Below are 19975 nucleotides of genomic sequence, written 5' to 3' on the forward strand. Positions count from 1 at the left end.
CCACGCCCAGATGTTAGCCCGACGGGTCAGGCGTGGTGCCGACGCTCCAGCGCCGCGCCCTCGACATCGACGTTGGGCATGATCCGGTCGAGCCACCGCGGGATCCACCACGCCGACTTGCCCAGCAGGTGCATGAGCGCCGGCATGAGCAGCATGCGCACCAGGAACGCGTCGACGAGCACACCGAAGGCGAGACCGAAGCCGATCGAGCGAATCATTGTCGACTCGGAGAAGACGAAGCCGCCGAACACCGACACCATGATGAGTCCGGCCGCGGTGACCACGGATCGGCCGGCCCGGAAGCCGATCGCGACCGCGAGGCGCGCCGGCGCGCCGTGCACGGACGCCTCGCGCATGCCGGAGGCCAGGAAGAGCTGGTAGTCCATCGCCAGCCCGAAGAGGATGCCGACGAGGATCACCGGCAGGAAGCTCAGGATCGGACCAGTGTGGATGCCGAGCGCGGCCGCGAACCAACCCCACTGGAAGATGGCGACGATCGCGCCGTAGGTGGCGAACAGCGACAGGATGAACCCGCCCGTCGCGATGACCGGCACCAGGATCGAGCGGAACACGAGGATCATGATCAGCAGCGACAGGCCGACGACGACCGCGAGGTAGGTCGGCAGCACGGCGGCGAGGTTCTCCGAGATGTCGATGTTGATGGCTGCCTGGCCGGCGACGCCGAGGGCGATGCCGTCATCGACGGGTGGCAGCGACCGGATGTCCCGCACGAGCTGCTCCGTCGACTCGCTGTTCGGGCCCCCGGTCGGCAGGACCTGGAACGCGGCCAGCGTGGTGTCGTCGGAGACGGCGATCGGGGCGACCGCCACCACGCCGTCCTGCGCGGCGAGCGTGCGCGCGACGTCGACCTGGGCCGTGAGCAACTCCGCCTCGTCGAGTCCCTCCGGCAGTGCTGCCGTGACGAGGAGCGGTCCGTTCGCGCCGGCCCCGAAGGCCTTTTCGGTGGTCATGTACGCCCGGTAGGACGCCGAGTGGACCGGCTCGGAGGAACCGTCGGGCAGGCCGACCCGCATCGACAGCGCCGGGAGGGCGACGATGAGCAGCACCACGGCCGTCACCAGGACGGTGACGACGGCGCGCCACGTCGACATCGGCTTCGCCTTGATGTCCTCGTGGTGCTCCTGGCCGATGCGCGCGCGGGCGCGGCGCCCGAGCACGCGCTCACCGAGCAGTCCGAGGGCCGCGGGTGTGAGCGTAATCGCGATGAGCACGGCGATCAGGACCGCGACGGCGCCGACGGTGCCCATCAGGCCGAGGAAGGGCACGCCCGTGACGTTCAGGGCGAACAGGGCGACGATCACCGTGGTCCCCGCGAAGACCACCGCGTTGCCGGCGGTGCCGGTCGCGATGCCGATGGATTCGCGCACCTCGGCTCCCTGGAGCAACTGCTTGCGGTGCCGGTTGATGACGAAGAGGGAGTAGTCGATACCGACCGCCAGGCCGAGCATCACGCCGAGCACGGGCGTGACGGAGGCCATCTGAACGACGCCGGAGAACGCGAGCGCGCCGAGGCTGGCGATCGCGACGCCGACCAGCGCCGTCACGAGCGGCAGTGCCGCGGCGAGCACCGAGCCGAGCATCACGAGCAGGATGATCGCGGCGAAGGCGACTCCCACGATCTCGCCGACGCCGATGAGCTGCGGAACGGCCTGTGCCAGGTCGGAGGAGAAGGAAATCCGGGTGCCGTCGACCGGCTCGGACTCGAAGTGGTCGATGACGGCGTTCTTCGACTCCTCCTGCAGCTCCATTCGCGGCTCGGTGAAGGCGACGTTGACGAGGGCGGTCGACCCGTCCTCCGACACGACGCGGATCTCGTCGGCGAAGTCCAGGAGCTCGGCGCCGAGGTCGAGCCGGCCGGCCTGCTGGTCGAGTTCCTGGCGTGAGGCGTCGAGCTTCGCCTGCAGGTCGGCCCGCTGCTGCTCTGGCAGCTGCTGCCCTGCGGCGTCCAGTTGCGCCTGCCCCGCGTCCAGCTGGGCGCGTGCGCTGTCGAGCTGTGTCCGTCCGCCGACCAGTTCCTGCGCGCGGTCGGCCCGCTGCTGCTCGGTCTCGAACGGGTCGATGACGTCGGCGACATCCGGCAGGCCGTCGCCGTCTGCGACCAGGGCGCTGATCCGCGCACGCTGCTCGTCGCTCAGCGGCGCGCCGTCGGTGGTCTCGAAGACGACGGTGCCGGAGGCGCCGGCGAAGTCGGGAAGCTGTGCCTCGAGCTCGTCGATCACCGCACCGGACGCGGTGCCGGGGATGTCGAAGCTGGTGGCGAGGCCGCTGAACCCTGCGGCGAAGCCGAGGCCCGCGATGGCGAGCAGGGCGACCCAGGTCGTGATGACCAGCCATGCGCGCCGTGCTGCGAACTTGCCCAACCGGTAGAGCAGCTCAGCCATCTGATAATCCCCTTCGAACCGGAATTATTCAGTCTATGCAAGTTTTTTCCGGGCCGTTCGCGCGCCGCGAGCCGGCCCTTGGACCGGGCAAGACAAAACCCCCGGAATCGCAATGATTCCGGGGGTTTTCTTTGTTGCGGGGGCAGGATTTGAACCTACGACCTCTGGGTTATGAGCCCAGCGAGCTACCGAACTGCTCCACCCCGCGCTACAAGAACTAACTTACCACAGCCCCGAACCCGGGTCGAACCGACCGGGCCGTTTCGAGCGGATTCCCCCACCGACTTTGACCGTCCCGGTCGAGTTTGCCCGGTGTGCGGGGCAAACTCGACCGGAACCATCAAGGTCAGCGAGGTTCAGGCGGTGCGGCCTACTGGCCGATCAGCGTGAGCATCTTGGCGATGGTCTCGTTGAGCCGCTTGTCGGCGGCACCGTACCTCGAGAAGTCACCGTCCACCAGGGCGGCCTGCTTGTCGACGAGCGCCTGCTTGGCCACCTGGAGCAGCGACTTCAGCTCGGCATCCGTCGCCGGATCGCCGGTCGGCGACTTCGGCGGAGTCGTCGTGCCGTCCCCCGGCGGTGTTGTCGTCGGCGGAACATCCGTGTCCCCGGCGGTGGCACCCGAGTCGCCACCGAAGAGCACGTCGAGGGACTCGTCCAGCGTGTCCTCGAACGCGATCTCGTCGCCGAACGCCACGAGTACCTTCTGCAGCAGCGGGTAGCTCGTCTCACCGGTCGACTGCACGTACACGGGCTGCACGTAGAGCAGGCCGCCACCGACGGGCAGGGTGAGCAGGTTGCCGTTGAGCACCTTGGACTGGCCCTGCTTGAGCAGGTTCAGCTGGGCGGAGATCGACGGGTCACCGTTGAACTTGTTCTGCACCTGGCCCGGGCCGGGAACGGTGTCCTCCTTGGGCAGGGTGAGCAGCCGGAGCGTCCCGTAGCCCGCGGCGCGTTTGCCGTCCACGGCGCCGGCATCCGCATCGACGGCGAGGTAGCCGGTCAGCACGCTGCGGCTCGTGGCGCCCGTCGCGTCGGGGATGTAGGTCGAGTACAGCGAGAACGACGGCTTCTTCTGGCCGGGCATCTGCATCGTCAGGTAGTACGGCGGCTGCAGCGTGGGGTTGCTGGCCGAGGACTGCGGGTCGTCCGGGGTGATCCAGGCGTCGTCCCTGGAGTAGAACGATCCGGCCTCGGTCACGTGGTACTGGCCGAGGATCTCCCGCTGCACCTTGAACAGGTCGGCCGGGTAGCGCACGTGGCTCATCAGTTCGCCGCTCATCTCGCTCATCGGCTTGACCGTCGACGGGAAGATCTTCTGCCAGGTCTGCAGGATGGGCTCCTTGGCATCCCAGGCGTACAGGGTGACCGAACCGTCGTACGCGTCGACGACGGCCTTGACCGAGTTGCGCATGTAGTTGATCTGGTCGAGCGCGAACGGCTGCGCGGGCGTCTCCGTGTCGGTGATCGCATCACTCAGGCCGACATGGGTGGAGTACGGGTAGTCGGCGGAGGTCGTGTACGCGTCGACGATCCACTTGACCCGGCCGTCGACGACCGACGGGTAGGCGTCGGAGTCGACCGTCAGGTACGGCGCGACCTTCTGCACGCGATCGACGGGATCGCGGTCGTAGAGGATCTGGGACTTCTCGTTGACCGAGTCGGCGAGGAAGATTTGCTCCGACTGGAACTTGAGGGCGAAGATCAGCTTGTTGAAGGCGTTGTCGAGCTTGGGCCCGGCGTCGCCGTCGAACGTCGTGTAGGTCTGCTGGGCGCCGTCCGTTCCGGACGGGTAGTCGAGCTCAACCGGCTTGGAGCCCTCCGGGGCGCCGACGATGGAATACGCCGGGGAACTCTCACCGAAGTACACGCGCGGTTCGAACTTCCCGAGTGCACCGGCAGTGGGAATGCCCGATTCCATGAACACCGGCTGCCCGTCGGCCGAGCGCTGGTTGCCGAAGGCGGCGACCATGCCGTAGCCGTGCGTGTAGACCGTCTTCGAGTTCACCCAGGTGTCACCGGCGCCGAGGCCGGCCAGGTTGAGGTCACGCACGGCGACAACGGCGTCCTGGGACTTCCCGTCGATCGTGTACCGGTCGACGTCGAGGTTGTCCGGGAACTTGTAGTACTGCTTGAACTGCTCGAGCTGGGCGAACGAGTCCGTGACGAGGGCGGGGTCGAGGATGCGGATGTTGGCCGTGGTCTCCGCGTCGGCGCGCAGGGCGCCGGGCTCGGCGGTCGTCGTCGCGTTGTAGGGGATCTCCTTCACATCGGACACGCCATAGGCGTCCCGGGTGAGGTCGATGTTGCGTTTGATGTAGGGCTCCTCCAGCGTCTTGGCGCTGGGGACCACTTGGAACCGCTGGATGACCCACGGGTACAGCGAACCGATCAGCAGGCTGCTCACGATCAGCAGCGCCGTGCCGACGAGGGGCAGGCGCCACCGCCCGATGATCGCGGTGACCAGGAAGAGGACGGCCACGACCGCGGCGATGCCGGCGAGGATCGCCCGGCCGGGGATGGTGGCATTGACGTCGGTGTAGCCGGCGCCGGTGATCAGCTCACCGGCGTCGGTCAGCGTGGAGTACTGGTCGAGCCAGATGCTCGCGGCCTGGATGAGCAGGTAGATGCTGGCGGTGACGGCGATCTGGATGCGGGCCGACTTGGAGACGAGGGCCGCGCGGCCGCTGATCCGGATGGAGCCGTAGAGGTAGCTGGTTGCGATGGCCACGAGTCCGCAGATGAGCACGACGGCCGACGCGAAGCCGAGCACGGCCTGGTAGAACGGCAGGTCGAACAGGTAGAACGAGATGTCGAGGTTGAACTGCGGGTCCTTGCGGCCTACCTCGGTGCGGTTCAGCCACATCAGGATCGGCTGCCAGCGCGTGGACGCGGCCACACCGGCGAACAGGCCGAGCAGCGCCGGGATGCCGAACATCGCGAGGCGACGGAGCGGCTCGATGACCTGCTGGTAGCGGTCGAGCTGCGAGTTGAGCTTGGCGTAGACCGGGCGCATCCGGTAGGCAAGCTGGATGCTCACCCACACCGGGACGGCCATGGCGATGAACCCGATCAGGAACAGGGCCGTTCCGGCCAGCCACTGGGTGGTGAGCACACTGAGGAAGCCGAGCTGGTCGAACCACAGCACGTCGGCGTAGAGGCCGGCGAAGATGAAGAACAGCACCACCAGCCCCGCGATGATCGCTGCGGTGATAGCGAGCGGTGCTCTACCGCGTCTGGGAGCGCTTGCGGCGGCGGGCGATGACGTCACGAATTGGCCTCTTGCTCTTCTTGATAAGGGTCAGCCCCCATCCTAGACAGGCCTCACCGAGAGAATTCTCCATGTTCGCTGAGGGCTGGGTGAGGGCTGGGTGAGGGCTGGGCGCGGGCTGCGGGCGGAAGGCTCGCGCGGATCACCCGGCCGGGCAGGTGGGCAGGTCGCCGGTATCCGCGTCGGTGCGGATGGCGTCCAGCGCGGCCAGGGAATCGTCCAGGGTCTCCACCGCGAACACCGTGAGCCCGTCCGGGATGTGCCCGGTGACCTCGTCGCAGTTGTCTGCGGGGGCGAGGAACCACTCCGCCCCGGCGTTCTTAGCGCCGTACAGCTTTTGCCGGATGCCGCCGATCGGGCCGACCTCGCCGGACTGGTCGATCGTGCCGGTGCCCGCGACATCCGCCCCGCCCTGGATCGCGCCGGGCGTGAGCTTGTCGATGATCCCCAGGGAGAACATCATCCCGGCGCTCGGCCCGCCGACCCGGTCGAGCTGGATCTGCACCTCGAACGGGAAGTCGTAATCCATCCGCACGTTGATGCCGATGACGACGGCGCCGTCGACGTCGATCGGCGTGACCTTCACCGTCTGCGCCGCGCCGTCGCGGATGATCCCGAGGGTCGCCTCCGTGCCGGCGCCGCTGGTCTTCAGCGCCTTCCGCAGCTCCGTGACGTTGGCGACGTCGGCGCCGTCGACCGACACGACCTGGTCATCCGCCTTCATCACGCCGGCGGCCGGGGAGTTTTTGGGCAAGGACACCACGGAGATGGTGCTCGGGTAGTCGTAGCCGAGGTGGGTGAGCGCGGCGGCGACGGCATCCCGCTGGGAGTTGACCATCGCGGCCTGGTTGGCGGCGTCGCGCTGTTCGGTGGTCACGTCGGCCGGGAACGCCTCGTCCATCGGGATGACGGCCGCACTCGGGTCGAGCCACGCGGCCGTCACTTCGAGCCAGCTCGGGCGGTTCTCCGGGTCGCCGACCAGGGAGACGGTGAGCAGGTCGAGGCTGCCGTCGGTGGGGTAGACCTTCTGCTCCGGGATGGTGATCAGCGGAAGCTCTTTGCCGTCGTGGTCGGCCGTGCCCAGGGTGTTGTAGACCGGCCCGGGCTTCTCGATGGCGTACGGAGCGGGGACGACACCGAGGAGGACGCCGGACGCGAAGGCGATGCCGAGCACGGTCCAGCCCACTTTTCCGGCACGCCGGGTGCGGACGACGGGGGGAATCGGGCTAGCGCCGAAGAGAGCCAACGGGCACCTTCCGTGAGTTCGGGGGGATGTTCGCGACAGGCGGACACCGGACCCACCAGCCTAGGTCATTTCCCAGTTGCGGCCGGGGGTTCTCCGGCTAGCGTAGAGGCAAGCAACTGAGAGGGGCCTGAAGTGGCCGACAACTCACGACCCGACGAGGGTCAGAATCCCGAAGACGAATTCAAGGACATGCTGCGCGACATCCTGTCGGGCGCGTCCTCCATCGATCCCAGCCAGCTCGCCGGTGCGGCCGGGCTGCCGAGCGACCCGGCCAGCGTCGCCGCGCTGATGAGCCAGCTGCAGGGCGCCCTCCGCGGCGGCGGCGGAATCAGCTGGGATGTCGCACTCAAACAGGGGCAGGATCGTGCCGCGGCGAGTCAGGTCAATACGACTCCCGAGCAGCGCACCCAGCTCGACCAGGCCTTCCACATCGCCGCCCTGTGGCTCGACGACGTCATCTCGGTGGCCGAGCTGACGACGGGGCCCAAGCTGATGACCCGCAAAGAGTGGGTCACCGCGACGATGCCGATCTGGAGCCAGCTCGCCGAGCCGGTCGCGACCAGCATCTCCGACTCGCTCACCCGCGTGCTCACCGAGCAGGCCCCGGAGGAACTCCAGGGGATGATCGCCAACGCCAGCCAGGTCATGCGCAGCATCGGCGGCACCCTCTTCGCGATGCAGCTCGGCCAGGTCGTCGGCCAGCTGGCCAGTGAGGTGGTGTCCGGCGGTGACGTCGGCATCCCGCTGCTCAGCGACTCGCAGGCGGCGCTGCTCCCGCAGAACGTCGCCGAATTCGGCGAGGGCCTCGACGTGCCCGCCGACCAGGTGCAGATCTACCTGGCCGTGCGCGAACTCGCCCATGCCCGCCTGTTCCGGCACGCCCGGTGGCTGCGCCTCCACCTGATCAGTTCGATCACCGACTTCGCCCACGGCATCCGGATCGACTCCGAGCGCCTGCAGGACCTGGCCGAGGGTTTCGACCCGACGAACCCGGAGGAGCTGCGCGAGGCGATGGTCAACGGGTCCCTGATCCCGCCGAAGACCGAGGGGCAGCTCGCGGCGCTCGCCCGCCTCGAGACGATGCTCGCCCTCGTCGAGGGCTGGGTCGACGTGGTCACCCTCGAGGCAACCAGCCGCCTGCCCAAGGCGGATGCCATCGCCGAGATGGTCAAGCGCCGCCGGGCCTCCGGCGGGCCGGCGGAGTCCGCCTTCGCGACCCTCGTCGGGCTCGAGCTCCGGCCGCGCCGGCTGCGCGAGGCGGCCTCGATGTGGCAGGCCGTCACGGATGCCGTCGGCAACGAGGCGCGCGACTCGCTCTGGGCGCACCCGGACATCGTCCCGTCCTCGTCCGACCTCGACGACCCGAAGACCCTGATCGCCCGCCTGACCAGCACGGCGTCCGGCGCGGCGCCCGTGCTCGACGAAGTCGACCAGGCCCTGGCGGACCTCCTCCGCGACGACGGCACCGAGCGCCCCCACGAGGAGTAGCCCGCCCTCTCCCTCTCCCCTCCCCCTGCATCCCTGCCCTCGTCCCCTCCGCCGAACTGTGAGTTCGGCACCTTCGCGGGGCCCGGGAAGGTGCCGAACTCACGGTTCGGCGAGTGGGCGGGCGGGGGTGTGGATGGATTCGGCGCGGGCCGGCGCCGATGAAGCATCATCTGCGGATGATTATCCGACTGAACCCGCGCTACCCGCTGGTGTGGCGCTCCCCTGACACCATCCAGTTCGGCGTCGACCGAGCGCTGCTCGTGCTGCCCGGCGTCACGCCGGCGCAGGAAGGTGTGCTCGCGGCCCTCCGCGGCGGCGTGCCCCGCGCCGGCGCCGAGATGCTCGGCCGGCAGGCCGGCGCGTCGCCCGCCGACACCGCGGCCCTCCTCCGCGCGCTGCGCCCGGTTCTCGAAACGCCGGTTCTCGAAACGGAGGTTCGGGGAGGCCGGGACGGCGACCGCCCGCCGACTGTCCCCGCGACCGTCTGCGTCGACGGATCCGGCCCGACGGCCGACCGCATCCGGGGATTCCTGGGCGACCTCGGCATCCCGACCCGGCCGGACGACGCCGACCCGGCCCTGGGCGTCGTGGTCGGCCATTATGTCCTCGAGCCGGCGCGGCACCGGCGCTGGCTGCGCCGTGACGTCCCGCACCTGCCCGTCGTGTTCAGCGACCGCGAGATCCGCGTCGGCCCGCTCGTCGAGCCGGGCCGCGGGCCGTGCCTGCACTGCCTGGAACTCGCGCGGGTCGACCAGGACCCGGCCTGGCCGGCGATGGCCTGCCAGCTCCTCGGCCGCGAGGCGCCGACCGAAACGGTACGCGCGGGCATCGACGTGGCCGCCCGGGTCGCCGGCCTGGTTCAGGACCGGCTGGCCACCGGCCGGACCGAGCTCTCTGCCCACTCACTGCTCGCTGGGCGCCCAGTGCTCGCTGCCGACCAACTGCGCGCTGCCGGCTCCTTGCTCTCTGCCGACTCACTGGCCTTCGACACCGACAGCGGTGAGGTCAGGCGCCGCGGGCACCGGCCGCACGAGCGGTGCGGATGCCGATCTCTGCCAGGAAACGTGACCGTTCTCTCGGGGACCGCTGCTGCAGTCCCGATGCCGCCCAGCTCAGTGCGAGCCGCCGCCGTGCCCGCGTGATTCCGACGTACAGCAGGCGGCGCTCCTCGTCGACCTCCTCGAATGTGCCGGCGTAGCTGATCGGCACGAGCCCCTCGGAAAGTCCGACGAGGAAGACCGCGTCCCACTCGAGGCCCTTGGCGGAATGCAGGGTGGCGAGCGTCACGGCGGCCACGGTCGGCTCGTGCTGGCCGGCCTGGCGTTCCATCAACTCGTCGGTGAACTGGCGGAAGGTCGTGCCGGGCGGGGACTGGTCGACGAGGCCCATGATCGCGTTGAGCGATTCCCACCGGTCGCGCACCGCCCCGGGCGCCTCGGGCGCCGAGTGGCTCCAGCCCAGCGAGCGCAGCACGTCGCTGACCGATTTGAAAAGCGGCTCACCGACGATCGACACGGATGCCGCGCGCAGCGACATTACCGCCTGTTTCACTTCGGTCAGGTCGAAGAAGCGCTTGGACCCGCGGATCTGGTAGCTCACGCCGACGTCGCCGAGGGCCGTTTCGAGCGCCGCCGCCTGCACGTTCACCCGGAAGAGCACGGCGATGTTCTCCGGGCGAGTGCCCGCCTCGATCAGTTCGACGATGTTCTGGGCGACACCGCGGGCCTCGGCCATGTCGCTCGAATACTCGCGCACGGACGGTTCGGCGCCGGCCTCGGACACCGCGGCGTGCAGCGACAGCGCGCCCGGCCGCCCGCGCATCAGCTGGTTCGCGGTGGCGACGATCGACGCGGTCGACCGGTAGTTCTGTTCGAGTCGCACCACCGTGGCATCCTCGTACTGCTTGGGGAAATCGAGCAGATAGTCGCTCCGCGCGCCCGCGAAGGAGTAGATGGTCTGGCTGGCGTCGCCGACGACGCAGAGGTCGCGGCGGTCGCCGAGCCAGAGCGCGAGCAGGTCGTGCTGCAGCGGCGAGACATCCTGGTATTCGTCGACCACGAAGAACCGGTACTGCTCGCGAACCTGCATGGCGACGGATGCCTCAGACTCGATCATGCCCGCCATCGCCAGCAGCACGTCCTCGAAGTCGATCTGCTTGCGGCCGTCCTTGAGGTGCTCGTACGCCTCCTGCATGGCCACGACCTGGTCGAGGTCGAGCCGGCCCGGGAGGCTGCGCTTGTGCGAACCGGAACCGTACTGCTCGATGCTGAGCCCGGAGGTCTTGCGCCATTCGATTTCCGCCGCGAGGTCGCGGAGGGTGGCGGTGTCGAGCTTGAGTTTCAGGGTTTCGGCGGCGTGCCCGAGGAGGCGGCCCTTGCCGTCGAGGATGCGCGGGGCCTGCCCGCCGACCACGTGCGGCCAGAAGTAGTTGAGCTGGGACAAGGCCGCGGAGTGGAAGGTGCGCGCCGCCACTCCCCCGGCGCCCAGCTGGCGCAGCCGGCCGCGCAGCTCGGAGGCTGAGCGCGAGGTGAAGGTGAGCGCCATCACCCGGTTGGGAGCGTAGGCGCCGCTCATCACGCCGTAGGCGATGCGGTGCGTGATCGCCCGGGTCTTGCCGGTTCCCGCCCCGGCGAGCATGCAGACCGGGCCGATCAGGGCCTCGGCGGCCACGCGCTGCTGTTCGTCGAGCCCGTCGAGGAGCGACTCGGGGGTCAGCGTCATCCGCGAACCCAGTCCGGACCTGCGGCGATCGGTTCGCCGAGCCACTGCTCGAGCATCGCCCGGGCGATCGACGACGGGCCGGGCAGGATGACCGAGTCGGTGGCTGCGCGGAGCTCGTCCCGGCTGAACCAGCGCAGCTCAAGGATCTCCTCGCCGTCGGGCAGCAGGCCGCCGGCGGGCTGGTCGTCGGCGAGGCGGGCCGTGAAACCGCACATCAGCGATGCCGGGAAGGGCCACGGCTGGGAGCCCGTGAACACCGGGTCGGTCACCCGAAGGCCGGACTCCTCGAACATCTCCCGGATGACGGCAGCCTCGAGCGACTCGCCCGGTTCGACGAAGCCGGCCAGGAGGGAGTACCGGTTGTTCTCCCACATGGCGTTCGAGCCGAGCAAAACGCGATCGGAGGCGTCGGTGATGAGCACGATCACGGCCGGATCGGTGCGCGGGAAGACCTGGCTGCCGCAGCTCGGGCAACGCCGGGTCCAGCCGCTGTCTTCGACCAGGGTCGCGGTGCCGCAACGCGGGCAGTGGGTGTGGGACTGGTGCCAGTTGAGCAGGCCGAGGGCCTCGGCGAAAGCGCCGGCGTCGCGGTCGGACAAGGCCGTCGCCAGCCCGCGGAGGCTGATCCAGCGCGACTCGTCCGGCTCGAGCGCCCTGGCTTCTTCGTCGCCCAGTTGCGCGGCGACCAGCGGCGTGCCCACGGGCTCGACCGAGTCGTCGTCGAGGGAGAGCCCGAGGTAGAGGCGCAGGTCGCTCCGGGGCACCCGGTCGGGGGCGAGCAGGGCGAGCCGGGCGTCAGCCTCACCCGGTTCGGTGGTGAGCGCCCTGCCGTTCCAGATCGGGAGCACGCGGGTGCGGGCATCCGCCCACAAGGCGTCGAACAGTTCGGGGTTGGCGCGCGCCGCGTGGTCCCGATCGACCGCGTGCCTGGACAGCGGCAATCGGGTCGTGAAGGCGAACGACATGGACAACCTCTCCGGGCTCTGGCAGCGGACGGCGACACGGTCTCCGGCACCTGCCGAAGTCGTCTGCAGGCGTGGCGAACTGTGACGCCGGACGGAAGTCGACCTAACCTAGAAGGCATGGCCAGATCCCATCTCACTCTAGCCGCGTTGGCCACCTCCGCTGTTGCGGAGCTCGACGTCGCCCAGGCCCGCGCGCACAGTCTCGGCGCCCACGGCCGCTTCGATTCCGCCCTGCTCGTCGGCCGTGACGGCCGCCGGCTGATCATCCGCGTTCCGCGGTCGCAGGCCGCCGAAACCGAGCAGTCGGCCGACCTCGTCGCCCTCCGCGCGCTGACCATCGGCAACCGCAGCCGGCTGCCGTTCGACGTGCCCCAGTTCGTCGGCCAGGCCCCGGCCGGAGGAACCCGGGCGGTCGTCTATGAGCTCCTCCCCGGCGACGCCTTCGACGCGAATGCCCTCACCGGGCACGCGGGAGTGTCCGGCTCGATCGGCCGCGCGATCGCGGCGATCCACGGGCTGCCGACCGCGTTCGTCGGCACCGCGGGCCTGCCGCAGCAGACCGCCGCGGAGTGCCGGGCCGGCGCCATCGACGTGATCGACCGTGCCGCCGACACGGGCTACCTTCCGGCCGCCATCCTGCGCCGCTGGGAGCAGGCCACCGACGACGACGCACTGTGGCAGTTCCCGCCGACCGTGATCCACGGCTCCCTCGCGGCCGAATCCTTCCTGATCACCGACGACGCCGTGTCCGGGATCCTCGGCTGGGCCGGGCTCAGCGTCGGCGACCCCGCCCGTGACCTGCACTGGCTCCTGGCCGCGCGCGGAGCGGAAGCGGAAGCCGCGATCACCGCGTATTCCACCGCCCGCCAGGGCAGCGACCCGCGGATCACCCAGCGGGCGATGCTCTATGCCGAGATGGAACTCGCTCGCTGGCTGCTGCACGGCACCGCGACGCGCAACCAGGCCATCGTCGACGACGCCGTGGTGATGCTCGACGGGCTGGTCGAAAACGTGCACAGCCAGACGATGCACCCGCTGTCCCCGGCGACGGCCCCGGTGCTGGACGTCACCGCGGTCGAATCGATGCTCCAGTCAACGCCTCGCGGCGCGCCCCGCCCGGACAACGGATCGGCCATGCACACCGACGCGTACGACATGTCGGCGTTCCGAAAGAGCGAGTTCGACGACGGCGACTCCGACTATGGCGACTCCGACGATCGCGCCCTGGCGGAGACCGGCGCGATCGATCAGCCGCGGCCCTTCCACGATTCGGATGCCGCAACCGGCCCCGTCGACATCGGCCGGGCCACCGACGACCAGGCGGCCACGAGGTCCTCCTCCGAGTAGAGCCGGTCCGGCACCACGATGGTGTCGTCGGCGACGAAGTAGAAGACGGCGTCGACAAGGGCCGGGTCGATCCCCTTCCAGCGCGCGTAGGCGAGCCGGTAGAGGGCGAGCTGGGTCTGCTTGAGTTCGAGATCGGCGGCGTTCCGGGGCGCCTTGCCGGTCTTCCAGTCGACGACCTGATAGCCGGTCTCGGTGCCGTAGACGGCATCGAGCTTGCAGATGAAGACCTGCCCGCACATGACGTGGTGGATCTCCAGCTCCACCTCCTCGGGCTTCCGAGCGGCCCACTGGGAGCGCTCGAAGGTGGCCTTGAACCGCTCGAATTGCCGCCGCTCGGCCAGTTCGGCGTCGTCCGCCGATTCGGCGCCGCCTTCCGGCTCGTGACCGAGCTCGAAGTCCAGGTCGAGTTCCTCCGGCCCGGCGTCGACCAGGTCGCCGGAGCCGGCACCGCCGGCCCGGCGCTCCACCCACGAGTGGAACAGCGTGCCCAGGCGCGTCGCGCGGTAGGGCTTCTCCGGCATCGGCCGGCGCAGCCCGGCGGCAACCGCGGCGGGGTCGTCGAGGTAGTCCTTGAACCGTGACGCCGGGATGCGGGTGGGCAGCGCCATCACGCCGGCCCCCGCCAGCCGCAGCGCCCGTTCCTCGAGGAGGAGGGTGACGTCGTGGGTCCAGATCGTGGGGCGGTCCTGGCCCGAGTCCCCGGCCGCGAGCACAAGGTCGGCCGCGGCCTCCACGACGGGGCGCCGGGTTCCCAGCGGGTCGAACGGCCAGGTCTCCCGGCCGGCGCCGACCACCTCGGGTTTCTCGGTCTCCGCGCTGTCAACGGCGACGGGCTCGATGAGCCCGGCATCGGAGAGTTCGACGAGGAAGCGGCTGGGCTTCCGGACGGTCGAGCCGCCCGCCCAGAAGGAGCCCGTGAGCAGGAGCTCCCGTTGCGCCCTCGTCGTGGCAACGTAGATGAGCCGCCGCTCCTCGGCGGCGTGGCGGGCGCCGAGTTCGGCCTTGTACCGGGCGAACTCGGTGTCGTAGGACTTCTGGGTGTCGTGGCCGGAGTGCTGCAGTTCCGGCAACTCGGCCCGGTCGCCGCGCATCGGGTAGGGCAGCTCGCCGAAGCGGAGCCAGCCGGCCCCCTCCTTCGCCTTGGCCGGCAGGCTGTTCTCGGTGAGGTTGGGGATGGCGACGAAGTCCCATTCGAGCCCCTTGGCGCCGTGCACGGTGAGCAGCTGCACGGTGCCCGGCTCGGATGTCTCGCCGCGGGGGCCCAGGTCGTCCTGCCGCTCGGCGCGCGCCAGCCAGCGCAGGAAGCTGCCCAGGCTGCCCTGCTCGTCGCTGTCGAGGAAGGCGGTGACGGTGTCGTGGAAGGCGTACAGGTTCGCCAGTCCCCGGCCGTGGGACTCGTTGGCGACCAACTCGACGTCGAGCAGCGTTTCCTGTTCGATCAGGCGCACGAAATCCAGCAGCGGCAACCCGGCCCTGGACCGGAACCAGGCCAGCTGCCGACCGGCCTCGCGCAGGCGACCTCGGCCCTCGTCGCTGAAACCGGCGAGCTGGCCGTGCGTCTCCGAGGCAGCCGCCACGAAGTCCAGGGCATCGACGAGGGAACTCACATCGTCGCCGGCGACGGAGGCGCGGATCTTCGCCTTGAGCTCGTCGCTGACCGCCTGCTGTGCCCAGTCGTGGGAGGCGAGCCAGGACGCGACCCCGGCGAGGGCCTGCAGGTCGCGCGGGCCGATGCGCCAGCGTCCACCGCTGAGCAACCGCACGAGTTCGCTGCCCGCCGAGGGGTCGTGTGCCACCCGGAGCACGCTCACCACGTCGGCGACCTCCGGGGTGGACAGCAGGCCGCCGAGGCCGAGCACGTGCGCCTTGACGCCGTGCGCGCGCAGCACCTCGGCGAAGAACTCCATGTCCCGCCTGGCCCGGAACAGCATGGCGCCGGAGCGCGATCCGCCGTCGAGCCTGGCGGCGAACCACCGGGCGACGTGCTCGGCCTCCTCGGCCATCGTCTCGAGCATGAGGCCGTCGACCCGGCCGGCCTCCTTGCCGCCGGGCACCTTGAGGGTTTCCACCTGGATGCCGCCGGGCCGGGCCCGGAGCGCCTCGCTGAGCGGTGCCACCAGCGTGTTCGCGACGTCGAGCACGGACGCCGGGTTGCGCCAGGTGTAGGAGAGGGACATCGCGTCGCGACTCGCGGGGCGAGCGGCGCCGGCGTCGGCCAGGTTGACGGGGGCCCGGTTGAAGTCCGCGCGGAAGCCGAGCAGGTTCGCCGAACTGGCTCCACGCCAGCCGTAGATCGACTGGTGCGGGTCGCCCACGGCCATGACCGGATGATCGGCGAACAGCGTGTGCAGCAGCTCGGTCTGCAGCACGGAGGTGTCCTGGTATTCGTCGAGCAGCACGATGCGGTGCTGGTCGCGGGCGCGGACCCCGACGCTGTCGACCTTGCGGCAGACCTGGAGGGCGAGGGCGACCTGGTCGGAGAACTCGATCAGGCCGAGGCGGCGCTTCTCAAGCTGGTAGCGGTCGGCCAGTTCGGCCAGCACGGGCAGCGGGGCCACCGCCGCGAGCGAGTCCATGACCGAGTCGTAGGGCTTCTTCTTCGCGGCGGACCCGTACGGGAGGTCGGGCAGGTAGGCGAAGCCCTCGGCCAGCCCGGCGAGGTCGTGCGACCCGGCCGGCTCGCCGTGGACGAAAGCCGGGGGGTTTTCGGCGAGCGCCCGGCTGAGCCGCAGCACGGCATCCGTCACAGTGTCGAGGTTCTTGCCGAACGGTACGAGCCGGTTGTCGCCGTGCTCGATCACCGTGCGCCTGGCCAGCAGCCACGCGGAGGTCTCGGAGAGCAGCACAGACTCGGGTTCCCGGCCGAGCAGGAGGGCGTTGTCGCTGAACAGCCGGCTGGCGAAGGAGTTGTAGGTCGACACCGTGGGCGTGTCGAAGAGGTCGGACGAGTCGCGGGTGACGCCGTCGTCGGCGAGGCCGGCGGGCCGGGGCATCAGGCCAACCTCGACGAGCTGGGCGATCCGCTCGTTGATGCGTTCGGCCAGCTCCCCCGCCGCCTTGCGGGTGAAGGTGAGGCCGAGGATCTGGTCGGGTGTGGCGTGCCCGTTCGCGAGCAGCCAGAGCACCCGGTTGGCCATGGTTTCGGTCTTGCCGCTGCCGGCCCCGGCGACGACGAGGGTGGGCACAAGCGGCGCCTGGATGACGGCCTGCTGCTCAGCGGTCGGCGTCGGCTTCCCCAGCGCCTCGGCGATCTGCACGGCGGAGACGGCTGGCGGGCTGGCGGGGTTCATGAGCTGACCTGCTTGATGACGTGGATGCGGCAGGACCCGAAGGACCAGGGGTCGAGGCAATGGTTGGCGATTTCGGCGAGGAAGACGGCGCCGCCCATGACCTTCGCGTCATCGCCGACGCGGCTGCGGAACGTCTCGACCTGCTCCGGGGTGAAGGCCTGCTGGGTGGGGTTGCGGTAGTTCTGCTTCTGCGTGCCGGAGGACACGATCAGCAGCCGGGCGCCGGCCAGCTCCGTGCCGGGCGGGATGCCGGCGATCGCGCCGTCGTGGAAGGCGAGCTGGTAGGCACCGAGCTGAGGATGCTCCGCCACCCCGGAGTCGGCGGTCGGGTCGCCCTTGCCGGTCTTCAGGTCGACGATGACGGCGCGGCCGTCGCTGAGCTGCTCGACCCGGTCGACGGTGCCGGACAGGACGGCTCCGCCGACCTCGAGCGTGAACCGGCCTTCCGCGCTGAGCAGCGTGGTGCCGGCCCGTTCGGCGTCGCGGAGGTAGGAGGCGAGTCGGTCGGTGAGGGTACGCGCCTCGAGCTTGTGCAGCCGGGACTGCCAGTCGGCGTCGAAGACCAGCTCGCCCCACCGTGCCTCGACGTGCTGCCAGAGCGACTCCGGGCTGATGTCGGTGGCGTCTTCCATGACCTTGTGGATGATCGTGCCGAGGTTGGCCGCCGTGCTGCCGCCTCCGCCGCCGACCTGTCCGATCATCCAGTGCAGCGGGCACGTTTCGACGGCGGACATCTTCGATGGCGAGACCCGCACCGGCCCGTCGCCGGCGTCCGGGTCGTTGAGCGGGCGCGTCGTGCTCTGCCCCCGGATGCCGTACCACTCGAGCGGGGCGGCGCCGGGCACCGACTCCCGCGCGAGCCGCGCCAGGGTGGCCGCGGCATCCTGTGCCCGCCTGCCGGTCAGCTCGTCGGGGCCGGCCGCCCGCCGCAGCGCGCCGGTCAGTTCGCTCCGCAGCCGGCCGACCATGCCGCGCAGGGACAGCGGGTACAGGCTGGCGGAGTCGGCTTTGAGGGCCTTGTCGGGCAGGAGGTTCTCGAGCAGGCGGGTGGCGAACACCGAGCGTTGGTGGTCTTCGTCGTCGACCGCGGTCAGGAGCAGCTCGCCGGTGGCCCGGGAGGCGGCCTGGGCGAACATCCTCAGCTCATCGTGCAGCACGGCCCGGCGCGGGTCGGCGTCCCGGTCCTCGCGGCTGGCGACGGCGGCCAGCTCGCCGGCGCCCAGCAGCGAGCCGCGGATGCGCAGGTCGGGCCAGACGTTTTCCTGCAGGCCGGCGAGCACGACGACCTCGAACTCCCGGCCGATGCTGCCGCTCGGCGTCGAGACGACGACGGCGTCGCCGAGGGCGCGCGGCGCCAGGGTGTCTTCGGGCACGTCGGTGTCGACGAGGTGTTCCAGGAAGAGCAGCGGCGGCGCAGCCGGGGTGCGTTCCACGAACCGCTGGGCCGCCGCGAAGAGGGCCACGATCGCGTCGAGGTTGCGATTGGCCTCGTCGGCGACGATCCCGGTTCCGGCCGACTGGTCGAACCAGACGTCGGCCAGGCGGCTGCGCTGCCAGAGACCCCAGAGCAGTTCCTCGATGGTCGCTCCGGCCCGGTACTCGGCGGCCGCCGTGCGCAGGCTCTCGCCGAAGGCGGTGGTCTTGCGGGCCGTGCGGTTGTCGATCATCGCGAGCGCACCGGGCACGGTCAGCGCCTCGACGAGCAGCTGGTCCGGGCTGCGCCCGGCGTCGGCGCCTTCGTCGTCAGACGAGAGGGCCTGCTGCCGGAGCGCCGCCCGCAGCCGCCGGAGCGTGATCGGGTCGAGGCCGCCGAGCGGGCCGCGCAACAGGTCGACCGCGGCGTCGGCGTCGAGGGCCCTGCGCCCGAGCGTCACCTCGAGGGCAAGGATGAAGGCCCGGACGGCGTGTTCGTCGCGGAGGGCGGTCTGCGCCGTCGCCACCTGGGTGGGGACCTCGAGGGCGGCCAGTCCCTTGGACAGCGCCGGGACGAGCGACCCGGTGCGCACGATCACGGCCATCTGCCCCCACGGGACGCCGCCGATCACGTGGCGTTCCCGGAGCCGGCGGGCGATCACCGCGAGCTGCTCGGCCGGGCTGGCGGCGATGGCGGCCTGCACGGGCGCGGCGCGCACCGTGACGGCCGGGCTGACCGAGACGGAGCGCTGGGTTCCCGCGGCCGCGGCGCCGATCCGGCCGGTGATCTCGTGGACGACGGCCCGGAGGGCAGGTCCGTGCCGGTACACGCGGCCGAGGATGAGCGCCGGTGCGGTGTCGACGCCGAGGTACGCGCCGAGCCGGCCGAGGGCATCCGGGTGGGCGCCGCGGAAGGAACCGGTGCTGATGTCGGGGTCGCCGAACGCGACGATGGCCACTCCGCGCGCGGCGAACCTGGCGAGCAGCTCGAGGGTGCCCTGGGTGGTTTCCTGGGCGTCGTCGAGCACGATCAGGCGCAGCCCGTCCAGGGCGCCGAGCGCCCCGGTCGGCGTGTGGCCTCGCGGTGCCGCCTGCACGACGGCCGCCGCGTACTGGGCGAGTTCGGTGGAGTCGTATTGCCCCGGGCGGGTCTGGTCCTTGACCTCTTCGTAGCCGCGGATGAATTCGGCCGCCGCCACCCACTCCGGCCGCTCAGCGTCCCGGCCGAGGGCGGCCAGCCGCGCCGGCGTGACGCCGTATTCCACGGCGCGCATCATCAGGTCGCGCAGCTCGGTGCGGAAGCCGCGCAGCCGCCTGACCTCGGGCCCGAGGGGGTCGGGCCAGTTCGGGCCGGTGCCGTCGGCGAGGTGCCCGGCGAGCAGTTCGGCGATGATCTGGTCCTGCTCGCCGCCGGTGAGGAGGGTCGGGGACGTGCCATCGGCCCGGGCCTCGGCATCTCGCACGACCTGGAAGGCGAGCGAGTTGGCGGTGCGGGCGAGCGGGCCGTTCGTGGGCACGCCGAGCCGCAGGGCCAGGCGATCGCGCAGGGCGGTGGCGCCGGAACGGGTGGGCACCAGCACGAGCACCTCGCTCGGCGAGTACCCGCGCCGGAGCACGCGGTCCGCGACGAGCTCGACGAGTGTGGTCGTCTTGCCGGTGCCGGGGGCGCCGATCACGGCGGCCGATGCCCCGTCCGCGAGGCCGAGGACCGCCCGCTGGCTGTCGTCCAGGTGGTCGGCGTCGGTCGACGTATCGGGGTCGGTACGGCGCTCGAATCCTGGGGTGGTCACGAATTCAAAGCTACTGGGTTCCGCCGACAGTGAACGGTGTCG

General features: G+C 70.6%; 9 protein-coding genes and 1 tRNA gene. 2 read left to right on the forward strand and 8 right to left on the reverse strand.

Features of this window, described 5'->3' with window-relative positions:
- Nucleotides 1-26: 26 nt before the first annotated feature.
- The 4 genes from E3O23_RS08870 to E3O23_RS08885 form a co-directional block, all read right to left on the reverse strand.
- Nucleotides 27-2402, reverse strand: coding sequence for an MMPL family transporter (locus E3O23_RS08870; RefSeq protein ID WP_134490193.1), 2376 nt, complete (start codon nt 2400-2402; stop codon nt 27-29).
- Between the two features lie 134 nt (nt 2403-2536).
- Nucleotides 2537-2610 (reverse strand) — tRNA-Met (locus tag E3O23_RS08875).
- A 162-nt stretch (nt 2611-2772) separates the two neighbouring features.
- Nucleotides 2773-5673, reverse strand: a complete 2901-nt coding sequence (locus E3O23_RS08880) for a UPF0182 family membrane protein (protein WP_241983398.1) — start codon at nt 5671-5673, stop codon at nt 2773-2775.
- 142 nt (nt 5674-5815) lie between these two features.
- On the reverse strand, nt 5816-6919 hold the full coding sequence (locus tag E3O23_RS08885) for a YlbL family protein (protein WP_241983399.1): 1104 nt from the start codon (nt 6917-6919) through the stop codon (nt 5816-5818).
- A 132-nt stretch (nt 6920-7051) separates the two neighbouring features.
- Between E3O23_RS08885 and E3O23_RS08890 the strand changes: the two genes are divergently transcribed.
- Complete coding sequence (locus E3O23_RS08890) at nt 7052-8407, forward strand: zinc-dependent metalloprotease (RefSeq protein WP_420897654.1); 1356 nt, start codon at nt 7052-7054, stop codon at nt 8405-8407.
- A 1005-nt stretch (nt 8408-9412) separates the two neighbouring features.
- Here E3O23_RS08890 and E3O23_RS08895 read toward each other — a convergent pair.
- Together E3O23_RS08895 and nudC are read right to left on the reverse strand one after the other, a co-directional pair.
- A complete protein-coding gene (locus E3O23_RS08895) occupies nt 9413-11128 on the reverse strand; it encodes an ATP-dependent helicase (protein ID WP_134490195.1) in 1716 nt (571 codons plus the stop codon).
- Nucleotides 11125-12093: an NAD(+) diphosphatase gene (gene nudC / locus E3O23_RS08900; protein ID WP_134490197.1), complete on the reverse strand. Its 969-nt coding sequence runs from the start codon at nt 12091-12093 to the stop codon at nt 11125-11127. The genes E3O23_RS08895 and nudC overlap by 4 nt, the downstream gene beginning before the upstream one ends.
- Nucleotides 12094-12210: 117 nt before the next feature.
- Here nudC and E3O23_RS08905 point away from each other — a divergent pair, with 117 nt between their 5' ends.
- Nucleotides 12211-13440 (forward strand): phosphotransferase, encoded by a 1230-nt coding sequence (locus E3O23_RS08905; protein ID WP_134490199.1) that lies wholly within the window; start codon nt 12211-12213, stop codon nt 13438-13440.
- Here the strand turns inward: E3O23_RS08905 and E3O23_RS08910 are convergent.
- Together E3O23_RS08910 and E3O23_RS08915 are read right to left on the reverse strand one after the other, a co-directional pair.
- A complete protein-coding gene (locus E3O23_RS08910) occupies nt 13341-16730 on the reverse strand; it encodes an ATP-dependent DNA helicase (RefSeq protein WP_134490201.1) in 3390 nt (1129 codons plus the stop codon). The two genes, E3O23_RS08905 and E3O23_RS08910, sit on opposite strands and share 100 nt — an antisense overlap.
- Entirely contained in the window at nt 16727-19933 is a 3207-nt protein-coding gene (locus E3O23_RS08915; protein WP_134490203.1) for an ATP-dependent helicase, read from the reverse strand. Before E3O23_RS08915 ends, E3O23_RS08910 begins: the two co-directional genes overlap by 4 nt.
- Nucleotides 19934-19975: the final 42 nt, after the last annotated feature.

The sequence above is a fragment of the Cryobacterium tagatosivorans genome (assembly GCF_004402215.1).
Lineage (GTDB): Bacteria > Actinomycetota > Actinomycetes > Actinomycetales > Microbacteriaceae > Cryobacterium > Cryobacterium tagatosivorans.